The organism is Legionella nigrisilvae, assembly GCF_977063395.2.
Genome location: NZ_CDRUGZ020000011.1, coordinates 12,018 through 36,244, shown reverse-complemented (window position 1 = coordinate 36,244; position 24,227 = coordinate 12,018). Strand labels below are relative to the sequence as shown.

Below are 24,227 nucleotides of genomic sequence, written 5' to 3'. Positions count from 1 at the left end.
TTTTACCCCCTCACTTGTTCTGGTCGAACGGTTAAACTTATATCGCGAAACAGGTTAAATGTTTCTGCATCTGCGGGCACAGGTAGTGGTGATGCTTTATAAATAGCCGTTTGTGCTGAACGATCAAGCAATGGATCACCGCTACTACGGGTTAAAGTAACTTCCAATACCATTCCATCGGGAGCAAGCCGTATCCTGAATTGACTCGATAAACTGCTGTCAACATTTTCAGGCAATATCCAGTTTCTACCAATGGCATTTACAATAAGTGCTTTATATTTATCAACTTCCCCAGCAATACGTGCCTGTGCCTCGGCATTTTTTGCTGCTTGTGCTTGTTTCGCTGCAGCTGCGGCTTCAGCTTGTTTTTTCCTTTCCATTTCTGCTTTTGCAAGATCTGCTTTTTCTTTTTGAGCTTGTTCTTCTTTTAATTTTTCAGCTTGCTCTTTTTCTGCCATTTTTTTCTTATTCAAATCAGCAAGCTTCTTAGCTTCAAATTTCTGTTGCTTTACCAACTCTTCCTTTTGCTTTTTTAAATCTTCAATGCGCTTTGCTTCCAATGCTTTTTGCTCTTCGAGTTTCTTTAAACGCTTTTTTTCTTCTTCTGCTTGTTTTTTACGTGCAATAGCTATCCTATTCGCTTCTTCTTTAAGTCGAGCAAGTTGTTGTTGCTCTTTTATCCTTTGCTGTTTTGCAACTTCAGCCTGACGTTTGAGTTCATTTTGTCGATTAATTTCGGCCTTTTTTTGTTGCTCCCGTTCCTGTTTCAAGCGATTTACTGTCTCCATAACTTGTTTGTTATCGACACTCACTGCTTTCACTATTTCGGGTTGTGGTGTAACAGCAATTGGTTGCTCTACTCCTGGCGTATTCTTGGTTTCCGCCGTTAAAACAGGTCGTTGGCTTGAACTATCGGTCAAAAGCATCACCACTAAAAAAAGATGCAAGCCAATTGCAGCAAAAAAAGGTTTACGATAACTTGGATTGCTTATCATGCTAGGCCCTCTGATTTTTCTTGCTCGGAATCAGTTAACAAACCTACCTGTTCTGCCCCTGCTTGCTTCAGTAAAGCCATTGCTTGAACCACCTTACCGTATGCGACGCCCTGGTCTCCTTTAACTAAAACATTAAGCTTCTGGCCTGACTGCTTTGCTAATTCCAACTCTGCAGCAACACGAACCACTAAAGCTTGAGACTCTATAGGCTCCGCGGGTGTGCTGCTGATATTAAGAAAATACGCCCCTTGTTGATTTACTGAAACAATAATAGGTTCTCTATCTGTGGGTGATAGGGTCTGGCTTGCTGCTTTAGGTAAGTCTACAGTTACTCCCTGACTCAGCATTGGTGCTGTGATCATAAAAATAACAAGTAAAACCAACATAACATCGATATAGGGTACGACATTAATTTCTGATATGGGACGCTCACGTTTGGTTTTTGGTCTGATCATTTCAAATTTTACCCTCTTACAGTATCACTGTTTTGTTGTTCTATAAGCGATATTAATTCTTCCTGAAATAAGTCAAATCGATTTAATAAATCATTAGCACGAGTAGTATATCGGTTATATGCAATAACTGCCGGTATTGCTGTGAACAAACCTAAAGCTGTTGCTACTAATGCTTCAGAAATACCTGGAGCGACCATAGCAATGGTGGCTTGTTGAGCATGACCCAATGCCTGAAAGGAGGTCATTATACCCCAAACAGTACCAAATAATCCTACATAAGGGGCTATAGAACCCACGGAAGCAAAAAATGGTAAATGTTTTTCCAGCTTTTCAGCTTCCTTAGCATGAGTTATTTGCATGACCCGCTGAATGGGTTCAATAATTACATTACCTAGTTTTCTAGCACGTACAAATTCTTTAAAGCCCGCATGAAAAATAGCAGCCATGCCATCTCGCTCTTCTGAATTACTATCGATATCGGCATAAAGTCTGCTTAAATCACCGCTATCCCAAAATCTCTGATTAAAGGAATCAGTGAGCTGTTTTTTGCGATTGAAAAACCAGGCGCGTTGAAATATTAATGTCCATGAAGTAATGGAAGCAGCAGCGAGTAACATCATGACTGATTTAACAACTAGACCTGCTTGCATAAAGTACATTAATACGTTTGCTTGATTACCCATTTATATTATCTCCAGTACCAAGATCTTATTTCTATGAATCATCATCGATTATATTTTTATTTACAAGCCGATAACGAAAACCATTCTTTATTCATTTTGGAAATCGCTTTGGCTTCAAATTGCTATCGACACATACCACTTGAATTTTAGCTTCACAAACAATTTTACCCTGCTGATTTTGCATACTCTGATCAAATAAAAAACTACAAGCTCCTAATTGTTGAACTTGAGTTTTAACTGTTAGCAAATCATCTAAACGAGCGGGTGCTTTATAACGAATATGTGCATCATATATCGCAAAAAGAATATCCTTCTTCATTAAATCAGAGAGAATTAAATTACTTTGCCTTAACATTTCTGTTCGGGCCCGCTCAAAATAACAAAGATAGTTCGCATGATAAACAATTCCCATATAATCTACGTCTTCAGCGTAAACTCGAAAGGAATGTTGATGCACAATTGTAGCATCCATTTGATCAATCCTGTTCCACTATGTTTAAACCAAAATGCTGGTAAGCTCTTGTTGTGGCTATTCTACCTCTTGGTGTGCGCATAAGGAATCCTTGTTGTATTAAAAATGGCTCCAAAACGTCTTCAATTGTGCCTTTTTCCTCACCGATTGCAGCTGCAATACTATCCACACCTACAGGACCTCCATTAAATTGTTCAATTACGGATAACAGTAATTTTCTATCCATGAGATCGAAACCATGTTTGTCTACATCCAACATTTTTAGAGCTTTTTGTGCAATATCAATGTTAATAATACCGCCACCTTTAACTTCCGCATAATCCCTGACACGTCGTAATAATCGATTTGCAATCCGTGGTGTGCCTCGTGAGCGTAATGCAATTTCTCTCGCTCCTTCGGGTTTAGTTTTTACATTTAGTAATTGTGCTGACCGGGTAACAATTTGTGTTAAAGAATCAACAGAATAATATTCCAGACGCTGTACAATACCAAATCGATCTCGGAGAGGAGAAGTAAGTAATCCTGCTCGCGTCGTTGCTCCGATCAAGGTAAAAGGTGGTAATTCCAGTTTTATAGAACGTGCGGCAGGCCCCTCACCAATCATGATATCTAGTTTATAGTCTTCCATTGCTGGATAGAGTATTTCTTCTATTACAGGACTAAGCCTATGAATTTCATCAATGAAGAGCACATCATTTGCTTGCAGGTTAGTCAGTATTGCCGCAATGTCACCGGCTCGTTCAATCACAGGCCCCGATGTTTGACGTAAATTCACACCCATTTCGTGGGCAATGATATTGGCTAAAGTGGTTTTACCAAGACCAGGAGGACCAAAGATTAACACATGATCCAAAGCATCCTTTCGCTTTCTAGCTGCATCAATAAAAATTTGCATCTGCGAACTTACAGCATCTTGCCCGATATACTCACGAAGACTTAAAGGTCTAATGGCACGATCAATGGCCTCTTCCGAGGCAGTACTTTGAGTACTGATTAAGCGGTCACTTTCCAGCATAAAGTTCTTTTAAGAATTTAATAGAATGTAGCATTTTATCATATGTTTTTTGAATAGCAGCTTATTTGTTGAATATATGCAGATAAAATCTAAAATTCGATTATCCTTGTCGAATCATATCGTATCCGAGTCCCGGATAACACTACCTTTATCCGGGCGGCTTTAGTTAATTAAATACATGATATAAGGTTTCTCTGTTTTGAAGATCATTCGATTCAGATACTTTGGGAGGCAACTCAGAAGTTTGTGGGGACTTAAAAAATGAAATTATATTTTTTTCTCGTTTTAATTCGTCTTCAACAGGACTGTATGATTTAAAATCATCAATACAATTAAAAAAGTTAACTGCACAATAGATTGCAGCCATGCAAGAAATGGATATTACCGCTAAAGCAAAAAAAGGATTAACTGCTACCAATGGCGGCGCCATAAGAACACAATAAGAAAAAAATGAACCTGCTAGCAAAGCCCAACAAAGTAATTCTAATGAGGTGAGAATATTTTCTAAAACAATGTTTGACTTTCTTAAGGAAGTTATTTCATCCAGTTCTTTTAACACGGAATCAGGCTTCAACTTTCCATTTTTTATTCCTTCAAGACCAGCGGCCAGAAGCTCATACATTTCAATATGTTCTTTTTCAGTTTCTTCATCAATCGCGTCAAGATATAATTTGTGATAATAACTCTTAATTGCTTTTAATTGTCTTTCAATTTCTTCATTGAGTGTTACTCCATTAAATAGGTCATCAATTTGTTTATCGCAATCATTTAAACGTTTTCCCAATGAACCAGTCATAATTCATCCCTTAAGTTAATGAAGAAAAATAAAATCGGCTTGATTAGTAAATAATCAGAACGCTTTATATCATAATTAAAACGACTATTAAAGATGATGCAACTAATTGAAAATACAATTAAAGCTGAGATCCGCTTCCTCGAAAAACTAGCCAAATTTTAGATCTAAATTTAGAGTTAATTGCATATTTGAACTGATTAGGTTTGTTTCCTGTAAGGAAGAAACAGCGGGTTTAAAAAATGATACCAAACTTCGCTCCCGTTCATCCTCTTCAAGTAATCGAGTATATGATTTGAAATCGTTAGCACATTCAAAAAAATTATTTATTGATTTTATGATTAGCCCAGTTAAAATGATGGTTAAACATAATCCACAGATAGGGTTGGATACATTGACCGAAGTGGCTCCCAGTAAAAAAACGGGGGTGGAAATAGCCCAAAAAGTCATTTCCAATGCCTTGGCAATATTATAAAAGGCAATACCTAGCTTTCTATTAAATGTGATCTCTTGAATTTTGTGGAATGCTTGTTCTGAAGAAAGTTCACCGTTTTTTACTTTAGAGAGATGATCAACAAATAACTCATAACTTTCTACAATTGCTTTAGAACGCATAGTTGCTTTATCGAATGAAGCTTTATAATACGCATCAACCTCTTTTAATTGTTGAAGAATCCTTGCTTCATGTTCATCCTCTACATAAAACCGTAAAAGTTTATCTCGACAGTTCGCCAAACGTGTTTCCAGAGGATTAGGCATGAAGTTACTCTTTATAGTATTTAGAAAATAACTGATTATGAAACGATTCAAAAAGTGGGTTATATCATATTTGTGGAACGAAAAAAATGTTTATAAAACAAATTGATCCATTGATTCCATGATCAATTTTCGAGCTCTAAAAATACGAGATCGTACGGTTCCGATAGGACAATCCATTCTCTTCGCAATGTCTTCATAAGATTTGCCATCAAGGATATACATCCCATAACAAAGCCGTAGCTCTTCGGATAAAGTAGAAAGAATCAATTCCAATCGCTCCCCGAACTCAATATTCATTAACAAATATTCGGGAGAGAGCTCTACCCCTGGATAACAACTATCAGCATATTCTGCTTCAAGATCCAAGCGTAGATTGGTAGTTCTATAGTGATTTTTAATTGTATTTTGAGTAATTCGGTACAGCCACGTAGAAAACTGGCTTTTTTCTTTAAAATAATGTAAGTAGCGATAAACTTTAATTAATACTTCTTGTGCCAGATCACTAACATTTGCTCGATCTTGAATATGTAACTGAATAATTTGTTGTATTTTATTGTTATACCGCGATAACAACAGATTATAAGCTTCCATGTCTCCCTGTCTCGCCAAATTAATCAAGTCCTCATCACTATAAGAAGTTTCTTTACTCATCACTTCCTCATAATTCCATTATTTAAATGATTGGCCTTTATTTATACCATATGTACAATTATATACTATTTTGACTTATTTTGAGATGTAGGAAACGTAATTGATGATTTGTAATTTGATCAAGAAATAGAACGATCCGTTGTTTGTCTCTTGAATTTACAAATTCAATAAGCTGAAAAAATGGATTATGGATTAGGACTACGGCTTGAGTATATGATTGTTTATTACCCTGACGCATTTCCAAAATCCACTTATTTCCAATAAATTGAATTTTTTTAATAGATGAACACGGATTTTGATTTAGCAAATCAATGTTTATCAGAATTAAAATAAAACCAACCAAAATCAGTTTAATCAATACATATAGGGATGAAAAGAAAATTAAAAGAACTGTAATGAAATAAATTACTAAAACTAACCGTAAATAAATCTTTGACTTTCCTGGTTCAATTGTTATTTCGGATAAGGGTGACAATTTCGTTTAACTCTTTATCTTGTGGATCGTTATGCCCCATCAACCAAGCAAATAACTCAGGATCGGTACAACTTAATAATGAACTAAAAGCAGCAAGTTCTTGTATCGATAAATGATCCACTTGTTGCTCAAGAAACCGTTGTAAAATAAGGTCTAACTCCAGCATTCCTCGGCGGCAGTGCCATGCGAGTTTTGCTTTTTCCTTCACATCCAACATGGTTAATCTCTTTGTGATCTTATAACGGACAAATGATACACTACTGTCTATATAAACGGAAATCCTTAAGTTTCTCTTTAAAACCATATTATGGGGAGTTTAAAAATCAGATAAACTCTACAAAATTTACTCCAACAGTTACTTGAACAATAACTGTTTTTATTTAGGTTAGAACGATGAGCACGACTTTTACCCATTTAATTAATAATAGAATCTTAAACACCTTTAAACCCTTAGAAGATGAGTTAGAGCTATCACCTGAAAAAAATTATTTATTTGATTTATCTTATTTATGTGCCATTGATGTTGAAGGGAGTAAAGCCATTGATTTTCTTCAAGGCCAATTAACCAGCGATATAGGCTCCGTATCCGATATACAAATGATTCAAAGCGCCCAGTGTAATCTTAAAGGGCGAATTCTCGCCTTAATGGATATTATTAACTGGCACGGCATTAAGTTAATACTTCCTAAAGATTTACAAGAAGCGACGCTTCATTCATTGAATAAATATGCTCTTTTATCTCGTGTTAATCTTAAATCAAACACCCAATTTAAGATTTTTGGATTTTATTTACAAAATCAAGAAGATATTATCCCTGATACAAAATTTTTTCCTAACGCACTTTATGCACAATCTTACACTGCACACTCATGCTTTTATCACCTAGGAAATGGATTTTATATTTTTTTAGTACTTAATGAGAATGCATTGGAGATTCAAGATCGTTTTTTAAAAAAAGACCAGTATCTTGGCTCATTAACCTGGCATACTTTAAGGCTATCTCAGCAGCAAGTAGAGATTTATCCCGAATCTCGAGGTTTGTTTTTACCACATAGGCTCGATTTACAAAAAACCCCGTACATTAATTTCAATAAAGGCTGTTATAAAGGCCAAGAAATTATTGCGCGTATGCATTATAAAGCGACCTTAAAACATCAAATGAGCGTCCATGAAATTAAAACGCATCATAGTCTCTATGCTGGTCAAAAACTCTTGGAACAACCTCAGGGAACAGAAATGGGGGAGTTGGTTGATTTTTCTATACTGGGGTCTGGGCATTATATAATTGCAGTCAGTATATTGAAAGAATCCGGTCAAATTGTATTTCTTGATGGGCATAATCAACCTATAGAGTTGACCGAGGTCTCTATCAAATTATCCAACCCATTAATTTATAAATGAACTCTGAAGATATGCTGTTATTAAACCCATGATACGCCAGATCAATCTGAGCTCGTTTCAGGAAACCCAGGCTGCTGCTGGCAATCAATAAAATCTAATAATGTTGCCCGAGCTGGCTACTGCCAGCTCTTAAGCTAGGCCTCCTGCTCAGCTAACTCGTAGGATTGAAAAGTACTTTGAGTCAGATCGAGTAGCTCTCTAATTGCAACGAAGAACATCGTATAGTTTAGAACTGAGCTTGCTTTCAGATCCGCTAAAATAAAGCGCCAACGTTGAATTAGTGTCCGATGCGACTCTCCCCATGAAGCAAGACGAGCCTGCAGATCTGGGTTACCACCATCATAGTTAATCAGTCCCGCAGTGAGTTGACGTTGTTGCCAATCCAAATCATCTCTTAATGCTTCTCGAGACAATGACTCCCAGTGATTTTCACTTGGATGCATAATAATTTGCTTTCTTATCCAAGCAAGATCCAAGAATTCACCGACTCCCAAATAAATTTCAGCAACCTGGGCTACTTTCATATCTCTCTTATCAGCGATATCTATGATGTCTGTTGCAGCAAATAAACCGCGAGTGACGGTTAAATCATGCGCGAGAGTTGGTGGAATACCTTCCTCAATAAGCGCTTGATAATCTTCATTGTATTTGACTCTTCGCTCTTCACTTAAGATTGCTGGTATGGACCTCTTCAATTCGACAATCCCATGTGCATAGAGTTTTACAACTTCAGAAATATCCAAAGACCTACGCTGACTACGCAAGAACCAACGTGTAATGCGACGGGCCAATCTAGCATAAAGCATCATCATTTCTATTTGTTTTTGAGCACTGATCTGCGTACCCAACTCCTCTATTTGTTTCCAAACAGATTCAAGATTAAGCACAGAGCGAGTAATGACATAAGCTCTTACGATTGCTGAAACAGGAGCACCCGTTTCATCTTGTAATCTGTACATGTAAGTAAAGCCCATCTCATTTACGATAATATTGCTTAACTTAGTAGCTATAATCTCTCTTCTTAAGGGATGCGATTGCATTTGTTTGCTAAATCGCTCTTGTAAAGGCTTGGGAAAGGAACTAATTAAAAATTGCGTCATATATGCTTCTTCAGGAACACCGGAGGCCAGAATTTGTTCCTTAAGAATCATTTTACTGTAACACATTAATACGGCAATACATGGACGCATCAGCCCTTTGCCCATCAATTTGCGTTCCATAATAATCTTATCGTCGGGCAAGTATTCCAGATTACGATCGATTTTTCCGGTTCGTTCCAGTTCACTGATGTAACGACTTTGGAGATCCAATGCCTGAAGAGGTTGTGAAGCAGATAAACTAATGGCACGGGTTTGCAAAAAGTTGTCACGAAGTACTAGTTTACTTACTTCATCAGTCATTTCCATTAACAACTCATTACGTTGTTTTGGAGTTAAATCACCGACTGCAACAATACTATTGAGCAAAATCTTAATATTAACTTCTTTGTCAGAACAATTAACACCACCAGAATTATCAATGAAGTCGGTATAAACCATACCCCCATTGAGTGAGTATTCAACGCGTGCCAATTGGGTTAATCCTAAGTTGCCGCCCTCACCCACAACTTTACAACGTAATTGTTTGGCATTAATCCGGGTTGTATCGTTGGTTCGATCCCCAACATTTGAATTTGACTCCGTACTCGCTTTAACATAAGTACCAATTCCAGCACTCCAAAGTAAATCAACCTTGGCTCTTAAAATTGCTTTAATTAACTCATTTGGTTCAATTTCAGTTTGTTTAATTCCGAAAACAGCTTGCATTTCCTTACTAACAGGTATGGATTTGGCATTACGATTGAATACCCCGCCTCCCTTGGAAATAAGCTTTTTATCATAGTCTGTCCAATTTGAACGTGGTAAATGGAATAGGCGTTCACGCTCTTTGAAACTGGCCTCTGCGTCAGGATCCGGATCAACAAAAATGTGAATATGATTGAATGCACCTACTAACTTAATATGTTTGGATAACAACATACCGTTACCAAAAACATCTCCAGCCATATCGCCAATACCAACCACAGTAAAATCGTTATTTTCAATATCTATATTCAATTCATAGAAATGCCGTTTCACTGACTCCCATGCACCTTTAGCCGTAATTCCCATTTTCTTATGGTCGTAACCTATTGAGCCACCTGATGCAAAAGCATCACCCAACCAAAAGCCGTACTCTAAAGAAATAGCATTAGCTAGGTCAGAGAAAGTTGCTGTACCTTTATCTGCAGCAACCACCAGGTAAGGATCATCTTCATCATAGCAGACGACATTCGCAGGTTTAACTACCTTTCCTTCAACGTAATTATCTGTAATATCGAGAAGACCACGAATAAATAATTGATAGCAACCGATTCCTTCGGCCATTATTTCTTCACGAGTGCCGTTTACAGGTAAAAACTTAGGAACGAACCCACCTTTGGCACCACTAGGCACAATTACTGAGTTTTTCACTTGCTGCGCTTTCATCAAGCCAAGTATTTCCGTACGAAAATCTTCTCTTCGATCAGACCAACGTAAGCCTCCGCGAGCAACTTTGCCCCCTCGCAAATGTACCCCTTCAAAACGTGGAGAATAAACAAAGATTTCAAACATAGGATGTGGTTTTGGAACACCAGGAATGATCTTACTGTTTAGTTTTAGCGAAATATAAGGTTTATGGTGTCCATCTTGATTTAATTGATAAAAATTAGTACGTAATGTAGCACTAATCGCATGAATATACTGTCTGATTATTTTATCTTCATCAAGATTCGATACCGTATCCAGATCATTTAATATTTCAATGGACAAATCAGCAAAACGGTCTTCTCTATTTGGATCATCGGCAGGATTGCAACGAATTTCAAATAATTTTACTAACTTTTTAGCGATGGCGACATTATTATTTAATGCCATTTCCATATAGTCTTGACTAAAAGTAATACCAATTTGTTTGAAATATTTGGCATAGGTACGTAGTACTGCTACTTCGCGCCAATTTAGCCCTGCCGCTAAAACTAACTGATTAAAACCGTCATTATCCGCTTGACCAAACCACACTTTGGCAAAAGCATTCTGGAACAATTCCTTTATCTCATCCAGATCAAACTCAATCGGTTTATTATATTGCATGGCAAAATCATTAATCCAAGCTACTTTTCCATCCTCAAACTTCAATGGGTAAGGACGCTCACTTATTGCGCGTAAACCTAGTTTTTCTAATATGGGTAAAACATCAGATAAAGGGATCGTAGTATCATGTTGATACACTTTTAATCTAAAACTATTTTCTGTCTCATCCAATGGTTTGTAAAAATTAATGCCCAAGGGTTGTTCAGGTGTAAGTAATTCAATATGTTTAATATCATAAACTGCGGTTCTAGCAGGAAACGTATCCGTATAAGCAAGAGGAAATGCGGTTTTATAACGCCCAAAAAGGCTATTTGCTTGTTCCTCTCCATATGCCTCATATAAATGGGTTTGTAAATCGTCAGTCCATGAACGCCCTGCTTCAATTAATTTTCTTTCAATATCTTTTAAATCATATTCAAGGGGTATATCCGGATTAATTTTAATAATAAAATGTACCCGTGCTAAAACAGACTCGGTAAATTGAGTTGAATAGGTAGTCTCAACAGAATTAAAACTTTCATCAAGAATTTTTTTCATTGCCATTCTTAATTCGGTATTAATCCTATCTTTAGGAACATAGACCAGACAAGAAACAAAACGACGATAAACGTCCACTCGCGCGAATAATCGAATACGTTTTCTGTCTTGCATGTAAAAGATACCCATTGCAATTTCTAGAAGTTCTTCTTCTGTTCCCTGAATCAAATCATCCCGGGGTAACGTTTCTAGAATATTCAATAATATTTTACCCGCATGACTGCGTGGGTTTAATTTGGAATTTTCCATAATGAGCGCAACCTTACGTCTCAAGAATGGAATTTGTTTGGGGTTAGTATGATAGGCAGCAGAAGTATAAAGACCAATAATTCTTCTTTCTCCAATCACATTTCCTTGGGCGTTAAATCGTTTTATTCCTATATAATCAGTATAAGCATCACGGTGAACACTGGCTAACGTATTTGTTTTCGAAGTAACTAATATGCGTGGGGATAAGGTAAATTCGCGTGCTTCAGGTGTCATTGCGGAAATACTACGTGTCATCGATTTAGAAACATTTTCACGCAAAAGGCCTAATCCTGTATTAGGTACTGCTTGTAAAATGGTTTCTTTACCTTTTTGTGCTAACTCGTAATCTCTCATTCCTAAAAAAGTAAAATGATGATCTTCTATCCAGTGTAAAAATGCTTTTGTTTCTTCCACCTCATCTAAATCGAGTACAGAAGATACTTTATCGATCTCGGAAATTGCTTCTCGAACTGCAGCACGCATTTTTTCCCAATCTTCAAAAACAACTCGGTTGTCTTCAAGAGCGCGTTCGCATCCCTTGTGCAACTCTTCAAGCATCTTGGGGTCAGTTTGGCGATCTATTTCGAGAAATATTGGCGCTTCATGGATTATGCCTTTCTCGTCTAATATTTGAGTACGAGGTAAGATTTCACAAACTCGATTCTTTTTATCTCTTTTAACCCGAATACCACCCATATGAATGGTTAAATGAGAGGACAATCCCATTCTATGAATTACCAAACGAATAGAGTCAACTAAAAATGGCATGTCATCACAAATAACTTCAATTACAGTATGGGTAGTTTGCCATCCATGACGTTCATAATCAGGATTATAGATTCTAATTTTCGTTTCATGTGGGGCACGTTCACTAATTAAAGACCAAAAATTTACTACAGCGCCATAAAGATCATCAATTGTCCATGAACTCAGGTCTTCCATTGCTACAGTACCATACAACTGCTTAGCAAATTCGGCGCAAAACTCGGTTTGATCACCTACCATAGAGTTTCTAATTTTATCTACAATGGCTTCAATTAATACATCTTTACCCTCTTCAAATTTATAAGACATTGTTGTTTTACCTCGTCGATTTTGCCTCAGCCCTACAGCGAGAATTATTGTTTAAATAAAAATAACCAGCCACTCACACGGAGCCAATAAATCAATCGGCTCAATGAGAGTGGCCAAAAAATCATACTGTAGCCAACACTTTTAAGTAATGGCTGCAAACTTAATGTTATGAATCACTAATGGCTATGGTTTTTGTGTTAACAAACTCTAATATACCTTCTCTTGATAACTCACGGCCAAAGCCTGATTCTTTTATTCCACCAAATGGTAATCTAGGATCAGAAGCCACAAAAGCATTAACGAAACAAGCGCCAGCTTCTATTTCATAAGTAGCTATGTGCTCTCCCCTTTCTAAATTGCGAGTAAACACTGCAGCACCTAAACCATATTGGCTTTGATTGGCGTATTCAATGGCTTCTTTTTCATTATTGACTGTTATAATAGCAATAACAGGTCCAAATAACTCCTCATCAAAAGCTGGCATGCCAGGTGTCACATTAGTCAACAAAGTTGGTGGATAATAAAAACCTTTTCCTTCCGGAATTATACCACCTAGCAATAATTTAGCACCTTGTTTTACTGATTTTTCTACTTGAATATGCAAGTTTTCGCGCAAGTCTGAACGCGCTAATGGCCCAAGCTTGGTTTCAGAATTGAGTGGATCCCCCATTTTAAATGTTGAAATGTGCTCAATTATTTTCTGTACCAACTCTTCTTCGACAGATTTTAAAACAATGATCCGCTTAGCAGCAATACAAACTTGACCTGAATTGCTAAGTCTTGAATTAACAATACAACGGGCAGCCAGATCTAGATCAGCATCTTCAAGAACAATATAAGGATCGCTTCCACCAAGCTCTAACACGGCTTTTTTTAAAAATTTTCCTGCGTGACTTGCAACCGCACTTCCCGCACGCCCACTTCCTGTTAGCGTAACAGCAATAACTGCAGGATGTTCTATAATTTTAGCGGCTCCATCATTATCGACAATTAAATGTTGAAAAACATATTCAGGAAATCCAGCTTCCAGAAAGAGCTCCTCTATTTTATTCCCAGTTCCTGACGAGATAGGAGCATGCTTCAATACTGCAACATTACCAGCCATAAGTGTTGGTACAGCAAAGCGAAACACCTGCCAAAATGGGAAGTTCCAAGGCATAATGGCAAAAACCACCCCAAGTGGTAAATGACATACTTTTGATTTTTTCATATCCGTTTGGACCACTTTCTCAGCAAGGTATTCTTCAGCATGTTCAGCATAATGCTCACATAACCAAGCGCACTTATTAATTTCAGCGATTCCAGCGGTTATTGGTTTACCCATTTCAACTGACATTAAATGTGCCAACTCTTCTGTTTTAGATTTTAACAATTGCGCGAGCCGCAGCATTAAAGCTTTTCTTTTAGAAAACGATGTTTTTTTCCACTCCAGATACGCCTCATGTGCTTTGTTAAGTTTTTCGGTAACTTCCTGCTCACTTAAGCAGTTATAGCTTTGTAGTGTTTGTTCAGTTGCGGGATTTACTGTTTGAATTATCATGATGTCTCCATACAAATAAAGTATATTTCATTAAAGTTATCAACTCTCCTTGCGTACTACTTTTGATTATTGATACTATTTTTATATTTCTAGCTTTTCAAAAAAGCAACAGTAGTTTAAAGCAATATATTAATACAATTAATAAATATTTTAGAAATCCATAATTAAACCCGCTTTAAGCAATGGTTTTCTATTAACACTAGGATAATTAATGAACTTAAGCAAACAGCAATTCCATCCCTTACAGTACGTAGCGGCTTGGTCAGTGCATATCTTTACTGCAAGTGCAGCCTGTATTGGTGTCTTTTCATTAGTAAAGATGTATCAGCATGAATATATTTTTGCTTTATGGCTAATGCTTATCACGGTGGTTATCGATGCAGTTGATGGAAGTCTTGCTCGGTTAGTTAATATTAAAGAAATTTTACCTAAAATTGATGGTGCATTACTGGATAATATTGTTGATTATCTAAATTATGTTATTACTCCCTGCTTTTTCTTGCTCGTCAAGCCCGGGATGCTTCCATCTAGTTATTCGGTTTTCATAATCGCAGCGGTATCCATTACTTCGGCTTATCAATTTTGTCAATCTGATGCAAAAACTCCAGATCATTTTTTTAAAGGATTTCCTTGTTACTGGAATATTACTATTTTATACATGTTTATTTTTAATACCTCCGCCCTCACAAATGCAATTATATTGACTATACTTTCTATTCTTATTTTTGTACCTGTAAAATACGTATACCCTTCAAGACTGGACTATTTAACAGACTCCAAAATATTAAAAGTACTTATGCATGTGTGTTCTATTACTTATGCGATTAGTTCAATTTGTTTGCTCATTAGTTACCCTAATACTAATGTGATTTGCCTTACACTTTCCCTAGCTTATGTTGGAATGTATGTATTTTTAAGTTTTTACAGAACTTACTATCCTATGATTAAGGCAAAAATTGCGGCACAAAAAGAATAGATTCTTTTATACGGGATAGACTTTGTATTTTTTATGATTAAAATAACCCACAAAGTTTACTTACTGAGGTATTTTATGTCTGTGTTTCATCAAATTAACAAATCGATTATTTTATCTGCTGTTCTAATTAGCGCAGCACAAGCTCAAGTTGCAAGTCCATTCCCAAGAGGATGTGAAGTTACAGGTTTCGGTTATAGTCAAAATTATTTGATTTTAAATGAAACAGGAAACCAGTCTTATTATCTAATACAAAATCACTCTGATTCCAAAATTGAAATGGAGCGCGTAAATAGTGAAGAAGCATTTATGAGTCCTCCTTTACATGCTACATTAGATCCAATGAATTGGGGCGCCTTTGCTTCTGATGTCAGAAACCTAAATTTCAAATGTTATAAACGCGTTGAGGAACAAACTACACTTGTTGACTGTCGTAATGTATTAGAAGTATGTCAGTATCCAAGAGTTAAGTTCGCTCTAAGTAACATGGGAAATTATTGGATTTCATATAACAAATCCCAAGGTGCAATTATTCAAGAATCGGTGGCTAAAGGGATTTACTTAAAATGGTGATACGTGGCTAAAGAAATATTTCTTTTTTTGGGATGCATTGGCTCACTTATTATATTGAGTGGACTTTTGAAGTTTTTTGGAACAACTACCCCTCAACTTCATTCTCAACTTTATTATTTCATTGGCGGTGTTGCTTTACTTTTAACCGCCATTTATTTTAGATTGCTTTTTTTTATAGCTCTGCAATTAATACTTATTGCTGGGCACGCTGCAATTTTATTAGGTAGTGGGCCTTATACTCAGTTTTTCTTACCAATATTAATGTGCTGTCAGCTCCTCACGTTCTATTTAATGTTTGGTAAGGAAAATAGTGTATTTTTAATACTTGGAGTTTTTGGCATAGCGTTGCTGTCTATGGGATTTGCATACAATGATAAATGGATATTTTTTTCAGGAAGTACATTTATTGCTATCTATGCTTACTATAGCGGGTATAAGGGATTATATCCTTCTTATGTGTGGGCAGTTTTAAATACAATAATTGCCTTGCTTGCTCTTTATCGAATACTTTTAGTATAAATTAGAACGGCTTAGGATAGCCTGGGGTGCGCAATAGCTCCCCAGGATGCACAGGACTTACTTAGCAGGGACGATCTCAACATGCAATTTAGCAATAACATCGCTGTGAACATGTACTTCAACAACAAAATTACCAATTGAGTGTAAAGGCCCTTCTGGCATAACAATTTCACGTTTAACTATATCGATACCTTTTTCTACTAAAGCATCTTTAATTTCATTTACACCCACGGACCCGTACAATTTTCCTTCGTCGCTCGCCATAGCGTTAATAACGACTGTTGTATCATTCAACTTAGCAGCACGTTGTTCGGCAACTGCCAAAGATTGTTGGGCTTTTTTCTCGAGCTCAACACGACGCTGTTCGAATAACTCAATATTTTTTGGTGTAGCAAAAACTGCTTTATTTTGTGGAATTAAGAAATTACGGCCATAACCAGATTTTACATTTACTTTATCACCCAGGTTACCTAAATTTCTCACTTTTTCTAATAAGATAACTTCCATCTTAATAACCCCTTAAATTGACTCGCCAACCCTTGTAGGGAAATACGATCTAAAATTAACTAAACTATCTAATAAACCAATAATGACGTAAGTGCATAATACCAAAGTTGGCTTCACTAATATGAACAACATTAATAAAATGAATATCTTTACTTGTCTCTTTTGAGAAAATATAAAATAAACCAATCCAAATCCCGAAGCCAAGAAATAGCAAAGCACAATGGGAAGCACATTCATAGCCAAAGGAATCTCATAAAAAGTTGCCAAAGAAACTCCCAATAAAACTAAAAATGAAAGTCTACCACTACGAAATACCATTAACTCATTCCTGAAACCACCAGGCAAAAATAATTTTGCTTGCATTGCTCGCGCAAACATCAAGGAAATTGTTGCGGATACAACCACACTAAGTATCTGAATTCCGAAGAATAATTGCGCCAAAATTACTGAGTTTATGCCATTAAGTGTTGAGTCAACTAGTTCCTGATATTGTGACAAATTTATTGTAAACACCTTAAACTGTTCGACAATAAAACCAGGCGCTAAGAGTTGAATAAGTAAACATCCCAAAAATGCCAGGATAAAAAACACTCCCGCAGTCACCTGCCATTTTTCAGTATTTCGCAAACCCAAGGCTGCGAAATAACATGGAAGATAAGCGATAAGAGTATTAATTAGTGCTCCGGACAACGGTATTAACATCATCAATGGAACAGAATGGATAACAAGTGCAGGCAATAACACATCAAAACCAGATCGCGCACCTTTTCTTAAGGTCACTAAACATACTAAAGCGACGGAAAGCCAAGATGCAAAAGGTAATACCGAAAAAATAGCAGCAAATATAATTGCTTGCTTCTTACTTTCAAGCATTAGCTTACAATGTTTTTCTATAAAATTGCCCGCACGCATCATTATTATTTATCTGTGACTATCACAATATGGCAACAGTCCAAGGAATCTGGCTTGCATAATTGCTCTAGCTAATTGTCTTTGAAAACGGGTTTGAGTACCGGTTATCCGACTTGGTACAATTTTACCAGTTTCAGAAATATAATTTTTCAGTAAATTGATATCTTTATAATCAATTTCATTACCGCCTTCGGCGCTGAAACGACACATTTTTTTTCTACGAAAATAAGCTGACATAATTAAGACTCCCCTTAAGCAGATCTGGTTTCTTTTTCTTTCTTCATCAAAACAGATTCAGTAGTGATCGCTTGTTTTTGACGAGTAATTAAATTTCTAATAATTGCATCATTAAATTTGAATGCATTTTTAATTTCTTCCAGAGCTTCAAGGCTACACTCAATATTCATAAGAATGTAATGCGCTTTATGAACATCACAAATTGGATAAGCTAACTGGCGACGACCCAAGTCTTCTTTACGATGGATGACCCCATTGTGCTTGCTTATGATCCCTTCATAGCGCTCTACCATTGCTGGTACTTGTTCGCTTTGATCCGGGTGCACAAGAAACATAATTTCATAATGTCTCATGATTTCTCCTTATGGATGAAAGCCTCCTGTTATTTAAAACAACAGTAAGGCAAGGTTTAAAAAAAGCTGCTAATTATAACCATATTAAGCGCATCATACAATTCTTAATCAATTAAAAATTATTAAATTAGGATGTTATACAGATAAAACGCTCTGTTTAAGAATTTTTTATGAATTTTATATTAATTTTTAGTGACAACTCTCTATGAATTGGGTTACCGTGCATACAATGTAAATGTCATTGATTAATAATCAACTTATTTGAAAGTAGAGGTTTTTAATGGATATAATTTCTCTTCAATTTGAAGAACCTTTAATGATTCATATTGGTGATACAGCAATTAAAATATTAGCTTTTAAAACACAAGAACATGGAAATATTAAATTTGGTGTTGATGCCCCCAGATCAGTTAATGTTCATAGAGAAGAAATTTTTCAGGCCATTAAACAAAAACAACTTTTAGAAACAGTTGACTAATTTTAACATGAGTCAAGTTTCATCTCGTTTAATTATTTTTCTGTCTGGCCTAGTCCTGGTTTTATCTTCTATTGTTTTTTTAATAAATCATTTTTTCTATAAATATCCGGGTAATAATTTTTTCCCAGAGGGAATTCCCTTCCTCGCTCTCTTACTAATTCTTTTAAATCTTGGGCTTATTCTCTGTTTCCCCAAGGACAATAAAATTCGACAAGTGGGACGAGAACTAATCTATTTTTTTTCAGTAATGTGTTTTATTGCCATCGCAACAAATGCAGTACAATTAACTCCATTTCCAATTATTGATCCCTTTATTAATACACTCGAAGAACATATGAATATCCATATGGAAGCGATATTAGCCTGGACTCACAACCATCCTCAGTTTAAATACGTACTCGGTGTAATTTATGACAGTCTCACCTATCAAATGAGTATTTTACCTTTACTGATCATTGCCACTTGTCGCTTTCATTTAATAAGAGAGTATTATTTCTATTTGTTAAGTACGGTGTTAATCGGTTTTGGATTTTATTATTTTTTTCCTACCACTGCTCCCGCGAGTATTATAAACAGTCCCTATTTTTCACCTGAGCAAATTGATACTGGACTTAAGTTCCGACAAATTCATCATTATATTAATCCGACTACAAATGAAGGAGGACTAATTGCACTTCCATCTTTTCACGCAATTTGGGCAATATTATGTGTGAATCTTCTCAGAGAATGGCCAATTCCTTGTTTCCTTTTATTTATAACTAATTTATTTCTTATTGCATCTTGTGTTTTGTTAGGATGGCATTATTTAATCGACATAATAGGTGGCTTTATTGTCTTGCTTTTATGCTACTTCCTTTTGAAATACTATACCGTTTTCAACAAAAGCGCCCCCAAGCTCCGATGAAGAATTGTATTAATTAAATTACACTCAGTGGCTTACGTAAAAATTATCTCGTAATTTATATTTTGCGGACAATTCCTGTTGGATAATGAAGCTCATTTTGAAGTACTTTACTGCGGCTCAAATTAAAAATATTACGATCTTTTAATTGCTCTTCAACTATAGATTGGAGGGTCCTACCCTGATGTTCACTTAAAAGGGGATGGACTTGAATTACCCATTCCCCATTCTGTTTACCAATTTTAACGGGTTCGTTAATAACTCTCACTGGAGTTCCTACTGGAACCATTCGGAATAAATATTCAATATCCTCAGGAAACATCCGCAGACAACCTGCGCTGACCCGGGACCCAATTCCACTAAATTTATTAGTACCATGGATAAGGAACGTTGGCCATCCTAAGCGCAAAGCATGCTGACCTAAAGGATTATAAGGTCCGGAAGGGAATTCATCAGGAAGAAAATCCCCACTCTTCTCTGCCTCTTCACGCAGTCGTTCTGTTGGTCTCCACTTGGGATTAGCTACCTTTGCTATAATTTTTGTTTCTCCCAAGGGTGTACTCCAACCTTTGCGCCCAATACCCACTGGAAAAGTAATTACTACATTCTCATTTTCAGGAAAATAATATAATCTGTATTCTGCTAAATTAATTACGATTCCTTTTCTAGGAACATTAGGCAAAATATATTGTGCAGGAATAATAAGTCGAGAATTGGCGATTAAAAATTGTCTTGCATCAATTTGAGGGTTTGCTCGTACAAGCTCATAATATCCCAGATCAAAACGCCTTCCTACCTCATCAATGGTCTCATTTACCTCAGCTACCCCATATTGAATCTCTCCAACAACATTACCTGTTGTTGGTAAAACCAAAGTGGTCGCAGCACAGAACGATGTGCAAAATTGCAGAAACATCAAAAAAAATAAACTTTGCTTGTTTAAGATCATTTGCAATGAATATCCCTAGACGTATATTAGGAGCTTAATTCATAGATTCGATGAAAGCACTTCAATTATGAAAAGATCTAGTTCCCGCGGAAGCGGGAACCTTTCTAACGTGGTATAGTGCTACTGTAAGAATGAATTCCCGCCTTCGCGGGAATGCCAAAGTATTAGCTTAAAGATAGCGCTCTACCTAAACTACCATCCTGCTTATTAAAGTAGAATCAATAATTACAAACTTTCATCTACCTTAAAACGTTCACCATACTTAGATTCAAGGGTCTTAAATAAATTTTCCAAATTATTTGTTCCGAAATCTTTTGCATAGTTCATTGGACCACCCCGGAATGGAGCAAACCCAGTGGCAAAAATCATTCCTGCATCAAGCAGATCCGAGTCGGATACAACTCCCTCGCGCAAACAAGCTGCTGACTCATTTACCATTCTTAGAATTAATCGATCAGTAATATGAGGGTCAATAGGTGTGCTGGGTTGTTTTTTAACTGGCTTACCATTTTTGTATTGATAAAATCCTTGACCCGTTTTCCGACCGAGTTTACCTGCTTTAACCATATCACGAAGTTTTTGTGGCACAGTTCCACCAAAATGAGCTGTTAAATTTTCAGCAACCGCCAAACCAACATCTAATCCTACAGTATCTGCAAGTTCCACAGGCCCCATAAACATACCAAATGATAATGCAGCCTCATCAATTGTTTCTGCACTGTATCCTTCATCCAGTAATTGCACACATTCCATCAAATAAGGCATTAATACTCGATTAACTAAGAATCCAGGGCTGGATTTAACAGGCAAAGGAAGTTTACCAATTTGATTCACAAAAGCACAGGAATCAAGCTCAACGGTCTTGGAGGTTTTTACACTACTCACTACCTCAACTAAGTCCATTTTAGCAACTGGATTAAAGAAGTGAATGCCAACGAGTCGATTCGGATTACTCATGACACTGCTCATTTCATCTAACGGAATACTGGATGTATTCGTAGCAATGATGGCATCTTTTTTGGCTTGCTTTTCGACTTTTTGCATAATTTCTTGTTTTACAGCAAGATTTTCGAAAACAGCTTCAATAATTACATCGGCACGTGCAATACCATGGCCTTCAGGATCAGGGATTAAATTATCCATTGCCGCTTGTATAAGACGTGGCTTACGTAATTTCTTTTTGTATAAAGAATGAGCACGGCCAATTGCTGGGGCAATTTGCGCATACGATTGATCTTGCAAAGTTACCCGCAGACCACGCAAAGCACACCATGCAGCAATATCGCCTCCCATAACACCGGCCCCTATCACATGAACATGGGTTGCTTTAAAGTCACTACCTTTTGCAAAACCTTTTAAACGTTCACGCAAGGAAAAAGCACGGATTAAATTTTTTGAAGTAATTCCTGTAGATACCAGATGTTCCACGGAGTCTATTTCCTTCAAGTATGCTCTATCACCCATACCTCCTTCTTTTTCCCACAAATCAATAATGGCATAAGGCGCTGGGTAATGCTCTTTTCGTACCCGTTTCGCAACGTTACGACGCATTAAAGCAGCTAGAGGTTTCCTTATCCATGCACTGTTTGTTAATCCTTGTATGAATGAGGGTTTATGCTTTGGTGGCTTGTTCTTAATGAAATAAACTGCAGCTCGTTTTAACTGGCGTACGGGAACTACATCATCAACCATGCCTAGGCTTTTAGCTTTTACAGCATGTACAGCACTTCCAGTCAAAATGATTTGTGATAAGGCATTAAATCCACCAATTAATTGAGGTAATCGTACAGAACCTCCCCAACCAGGATGTATACCTAACATTACTTCAGGCAAACCGATACGAGTATCTTTTTCGTCACTAGCAATACGGTAGGTGCAAGCTAAAGCCAATTCATAGCCTCCTCCCATACAAAAGCCATCTATCATCGCGACGCTAGGAATGATTAGCGCTTGTAGTCGAGCAAATACCGCTTGTCCTTTTCTTAAAAAATCCACCGCTTGAGCTGGCGTTTCAAATTTTGAAAATGCATTTACATCAGCACCGGCGATAAATCCTTTTTCTTTAGCTGAATAAACAATCAAACCTATAGCCTTTTTATCTTGTGCTATTTCATGCAGAAGACTGTTGAGTTCGTCTAATACTTCTTCATTGATGCTATTTACAGACGTATCTTTTCTATCCAATCCCAACCACAGAATGTTATCACTATCTCGTTTCAAGTCCCAATGTTTGTAATTATTCATGTCCTTTCACCTCAGTCACTCGTTCAAGATACATAGCCCCGCCCTGTCCCCCACCAATACAGATAGAAGCCATACCTCGCGACTCATTTCTTTGTTCTAATGATTTTAAAACGTGTAATACAATACGTGCACCACTTGCACCTATGGGATGTCCTGCTGCAATTGCTCCGCCATCCCGATTAAGTTTTTCCAGCGAAGGGCCACCCAATGCTTTTTCCAAACCTAACTGAGTCCGGCAATAATCCTCATCATTCCAAGCTGCAACACAGCCTAAAACTTGCGCAGCAAATGCCTCATTAATTTCCCAACAATCAATGTCTTCAGATTTTAATTTCTGTCTTTGCAAAATAGGAGTTACCGCATGCACAGGACCAAGTCCCATTTGTGATGGATCTAGTGCTGACCATTGTGAGTCCACTATTCTACCAATAACTTGTAAACCATATTTTTTCACTGCATCGGCACTAGCGAGTAATAACAAACACGCACCATCCGTTATTTGCGAGCTATTTCCAGCCGTTACCATTCCGTATTTTTTATCAAAAAAGGGCTTCAATTTAGCTAATTTCTCAACTGTTGAATCTGCGCGTAGTCCATCATCTTGTGTATAAACCCGTCCCTTATAATCTATGATCGGTGAGACTTCAGTCATTCTCTTTTCGTTATAAGCTTTTGCCAGCTTTAAATGACTTTGGGTCGCAAACTCATCCATTTGCTCACGAGTTAGGTTGAAGCGATAAGCAACTTTTTCTGCTGTTTGTCCCATGTTCATACCCACAATAGGATCAGTGAGACCACGCAACAAAGCAATTACAGGAGCAAGATATGCTGGTCTAAATTGCGTGATTAGACCTAATTTTTGACTAAAACTTTTAGAACCATACCAACTAGCCAACCACGAGGCCATTTTTTGGTTGAATAATAAAGGAGCATGACTCATAGAATCGGTACCACCTGCAAGCACCAAGTCACTACGACCGCTTGCAATTTGGATTGCAGCATTATCCAGAGCTTGCATTCCCGATGCACAATTTCTCATTACTGTAAACGCGGGCACTTTATCGCCGCATCCCAAACGCAGGGAAATCACTCGAGCAATATTTGCCTCATCTGGACTAGGCATAGCACATCCAATAATCACTTCATTCAACTCAGTTGGAGCAAAAGGTTGTCGATTTAATAATGTCGTCCCTGCCGCTACTGCCAAATCAGATCCAGTAAAGGGACCTATGCCTTTGGCTTTGAGAAATGGTGTTCGATTTCCATCAACTATATACACGTCTCGACCATGTAAATTTGACTTCTGTTTCATCGATCCTCCTTATTTTAA

The 24,227-nt window shown here is 37.0% G+C and carries 25 protein-coding genes; 6 read left to right on the top strand and 19 right to left on the bottom strand.

Going from position 1 to position 24,227, the window contains the following annotated elements:
• Positions 1 to 2: 2 nt before the first annotated feature.
• The 10 genes from tolA to ACWTE2_RS00190 all read right to left on the bottom strand — a co-directional run bounded on the left by tolA (position 3) and on the right by ACWTE2_RS00190 (position 6,515).
• A complete protein-coding gene (tolA, locus tag ACWTE2_RS00235) occupies positions 3 to 995 on the bottom strand; it encodes a cell envelope integrity protein TolA (RefSeq protein ID WP_454783656.1) in 993 nt (330 codons plus the stop codon).
• Positions 992 to 1,450, bottom strand: coding sequence for a protein TolR (gene tolR, locus ACWTE2_RS00230; protein ID WP_182393534.1), 459 nt, complete (start codon positions 1,448 to 1,450; stop codon positions 992 to 994). Before tolR ends, tolA begins: the two co-directional genes overlap by 4 nt.
• A gap of 8 nt (positions 1,451 to 1,458) precedes the next feature.
• Entirely contained in the window at positions 1,459 to 2,133 is a 675-nt protein-coding gene (gene tolQ, locus ACWTE2_RS00225) for a protein TolQ (protein WP_182393533.1), read from the bottom strand.
• A 91-nt stretch (positions 2,134 to 2,224) separates the two neighbouring features.
• Complete coding sequence (locus tag ACWTE2_RS00220; protein WP_454783655.1) at positions 2,225 to 2,605, bottom strand: YbgC/FadM family acyl-CoA thioesterase; 381 nt, start codon at positions 2,603 to 2,605, stop codon at positions 2,225 to 2,227.
• Positions 2,606 to 2,609: 4 nt separating this feature from the next.
• Complete coding sequence (ruvB, locus tag ACWTE2_RS00215; protein ID WP_182393531.1) at positions 2,610 to 3,620, bottom strand: Holliday junction branch migration DNA helicase RuvB; 1,011 nt, start codon at positions 3,618 to 3,620, stop codon at positions 2,610 to 2,612.
• Positions 3,621 to 3,786: 166 nt separating this feature from the next.
• The gene (locus tag ACWTE2_RS00210) at positions 3,787 to 4,416 is read right to left on the bottom strand and encodes a DUF5638 domain-containing protein (RefSeq protein ID WP_454783654.1); all 630 of its coding nucleotides are present in this window, start codon (positions 4,414 to 4,416) and stop codon (positions 3,787 to 3,789) included.
• A 147-nt stretch (positions 4,417 to 4,563) separates the two neighbouring features.
• Complete coding sequence (locus ACWTE2_RS00205) at positions 4,564 to 5,172, bottom strand: DUF5638 domain-containing protein (protein ID WP_454783653.1); 609 nt, start codon at positions 5,170 to 5,172, stop codon at positions 4,564 to 4,566.
• Positions 5,173 to 5,262: 90 nt separating this feature from the next.
• Positions 5,263 to 5,823 carry a sigma-70 family RNA polymerase sigma factor gene (locus ACWTE2_RS00200; protein WP_454783652.1) on the bottom strand — a complete coding sequence of 187 codons (561 nt, stop codon included), beginning with the start codon at positions 5,821 to 5,823 and terminating at the stop codon, positions 5,263 to 5,265.
• A 58-nt stretch (positions 5,824 to 5,881) separates the two neighbouring features.
• Positions 5,882 to 6,061 (bottom strand): hypothetical protein, encoded by a 180-nt coding sequence (locus ACWTE2_RS00195; protein WP_454783651.1) that lies wholly within the window; start codon positions 6,059 to 6,061, stop codon positions 5,882 to 5,884.
• A gap of 208 nt (positions 6,062 to 6,269) precedes the next feature.
• Positions 6,270 to 6,515: an FAD assembly factor SdhE gene (locus ACWTE2_RS00190; RefSeq protein ID WP_454783650.1), complete on the bottom strand. Its 246-nt coding sequence runs from the start codon at positions 6,513 to 6,515 to the stop codon at positions 6,270 to 6,272.
• A gap of 176 nt (positions 6,516 to 6,691) precedes the next feature.
• Here ACWTE2_RS00190 and ygfZ point away from each other — a divergent pair, with 176 nt between their 5' ends.
• Positions 6,692 to 7,699, top strand: a complete 1,008-nt coding sequence (ygfZ, locus tag ACWTE2_RS00185; RefSeq protein WP_454783649.1) for a CAF17-like 4Fe-4S cluster assembly/insertion protein YgfZ — start codon at positions 6,692 to 6,694, stop codon at positions 7,697 to 7,699.
• A gap of 134 nt (positions 7,700 to 7,833) precedes the next feature.
• On the opposite strand, the gene ACWTE2_RS00180 is transcribed toward ygfZ, so the two are convergent.
• Positions 7,834 to 12,711 (bottom strand): NAD-glutamate dehydrogenase, encoded by a 4,878-nt coding sequence (locus ACWTE2_RS00180; RefSeq protein WP_454783648.1) that lies wholly within the window; start codon positions 12,709 to 12,711, stop codon positions 7,834 to 7,836.
• A gap of 166 nt (positions 12,712 to 12,877) precedes the next feature.
• Positions 12,878 to 14,251: an NAD-dependent succinate-semialdehyde dehydrogenase gene (locus tag ACWTE2_RS00175; RefSeq protein ID WP_454783647.1), complete on the bottom strand. Its 1,374-nt coding sequence runs from the start codon at positions 14,249 to 14,251 to the stop codon at positions 12,878 to 12,880.
• Between the two features lie 211 nt (positions 14,252 to 14,462).
• Between ACWTE2_RS00175 and pcsA the strand changes: the two genes are divergently transcribed.
• From pcsA to ACWTE2_RS00160, 3 genes are all read left to right on the top strand, one after another.
• Positions 14,463 to 15,227: a phosphatidylcholine synthase gene (gene pcsA, locus ACWTE2_RS00170; protein ID WP_454783646.1), complete on the top strand. Its 765-nt coding sequence runs from the start codon at positions 14,463 to 14,465 to the stop codon at positions 15,225 to 15,227.
• A gap of 75 nt (positions 15,228 to 15,302) precedes the next feature.
• Positions 15,303 to 15,797 carry an enhanced entry protein EnhB gene (locus ACWTE2_RS00165; RefSeq protein WP_454783645.1) on the top strand — a complete coding sequence of 165 codons (495 nt, stop codon included), beginning with the start codon at positions 15,303 to 15,305 and terminating at the stop codon, positions 15,795 to 15,797.
• 3 nt (positions 15,798 to 15,800) lie between these two features.
• Positions 15,801 to 16,316, top strand: a complete 516-nt coding sequence (locus ACWTE2_RS00160) for a hypothetical protein (RefSeq protein WP_182393521.1) — start codon at positions 15,801 to 15,803, stop codon at positions 16,314 to 16,316.
• Positions 16,317 to 16,373: 57 nt separating this feature from the next.
• Here the strand turns inward: ACWTE2_RS00160 and rplI are convergent, their stop codons facing one another.
• Genes rplI through rpsF form a run of 4 tightly spaced genes read right to left on the bottom strand, consistent with a single transcriptional unit; the run spans position 16,374 to position 18,325 of the window.
• Positions 16,374 to 16,823: a 50S ribosomal protein L9 gene (gene rplI / locus ACWTE2_RS00155; RefSeq protein ID WP_182393520.1), complete on the bottom strand. Its 450-nt coding sequence runs from the start codon at positions 16,821 to 16,823 to the stop codon at positions 16,374 to 16,376.
• A 12-nt stretch (positions 16,824 to 16,835) separates the two neighbouring features.
• On the bottom strand, positions 16,836 to 17,738 hold the full coding sequence (locus ACWTE2_RS00150; RefSeq protein ID WP_182393519.1) for a hypothetical protein: 903 nt from the start codon (positions 17,736 to 17,738) through the stop codon (positions 16,836 to 16,838).
• 6 nt (positions 17,739 to 17,744) lie between these two features.
• Complete coding sequence (gene rpsR / locus ACWTE2_RS00145) at positions 17,745 to 17,972, bottom strand: 30S ribosomal protein S18 (protein WP_058469456.1); 228 nt, start codon at positions 17,970 to 17,972, stop codon at positions 17,745 to 17,747.
• 14 nt (positions 17,973 to 17,986) lie between these two features.
• On the bottom strand, positions 17,987 to 18,325 hold the full coding sequence (gene rpsF / locus ACWTE2_RS00140; protein WP_058469455.1) for a 30S ribosomal protein S6: 339 nt from the start codon (positions 18,323 to 18,325) through the stop codon (positions 17,987 to 17,989).
• A 280-nt stretch (positions 18,326 to 18,605) separates the two neighbouring features.
• On the opposite strand from rpsF, the gene ACWTE2_RS00135 reads away from it, so the two are divergent.
• Together ACWTE2_RS00135 and ACWTE2_RS00130 are read left to right on the top strand one after the other, a co-directional pair.
• Positions 18,606 to 18,803 carry a carbon storage regulator gene (locus ACWTE2_RS00135; RefSeq protein ID WP_182393518.1) on the top strand — a complete coding sequence of 66 codons (198 nt, stop codon included), beginning with the start codon at positions 18,606 to 18,608 and terminating at the stop codon, positions 18,801 to 18,803.
• Positions 18,804 to 18,810: 7 nt separating this feature from the next.
• A complete protein-coding gene (locus tag ACWTE2_RS00130) occupies positions 18,811 to 19,707 on the top strand; it encodes a phosphatase PAP2 family protein (RefSeq protein WP_454783644.1) in 897 nt (298 codons plus the stop codon).
• Between the two features lie 55 nt (positions 19,708 to 19,762).
• On the opposite strand, the gene ACWTE2_RS00125 is transcribed toward ACWTE2_RS00130, so the two are convergent.
• From ACWTE2_RS00125 to ACWTE2_RS00115, 3 genes are all read right to left on the bottom strand, one after another.
• Positions 19,763 to 20,653 (bottom strand): L,D-transpeptidase family protein, encoded by an 891-nt coding sequence (locus ACWTE2_RS00125; RefSeq protein WP_454783643.1) that lies wholly within the window; start codon positions 20,651 to 20,653, stop codon positions 19,763 to 19,765.
• Positions 20,654 to 20,878: 225 nt separating this feature from the next.
• Positions 20,879 to 22,897, bottom strand: coding sequence for a 3-hydroxyacyl-CoA dehydrogenase NAD-binding domain-containing protein (locus ACWTE2_RS00120; protein ID WP_454783642.1), 2,019 nt, complete (start codon positions 22,895 to 22,897; stop codon positions 20,879 to 20,881).
• Entirely contained in the window at positions 22,890 to 24,209 is a 1,320-nt protein-coding gene (locus ACWTE2_RS00115) for an acetyl-CoA C-acetyltransferase (protein ID WP_182393514.1), read from the bottom strand. Before ACWTE2_RS00115 ends, ACWTE2_RS00120 begins: the two co-directional genes overlap by 8 nt.
• Between the last annotated feature and the right edge of the window lie 18 nt (positions 24,210 to 24,227).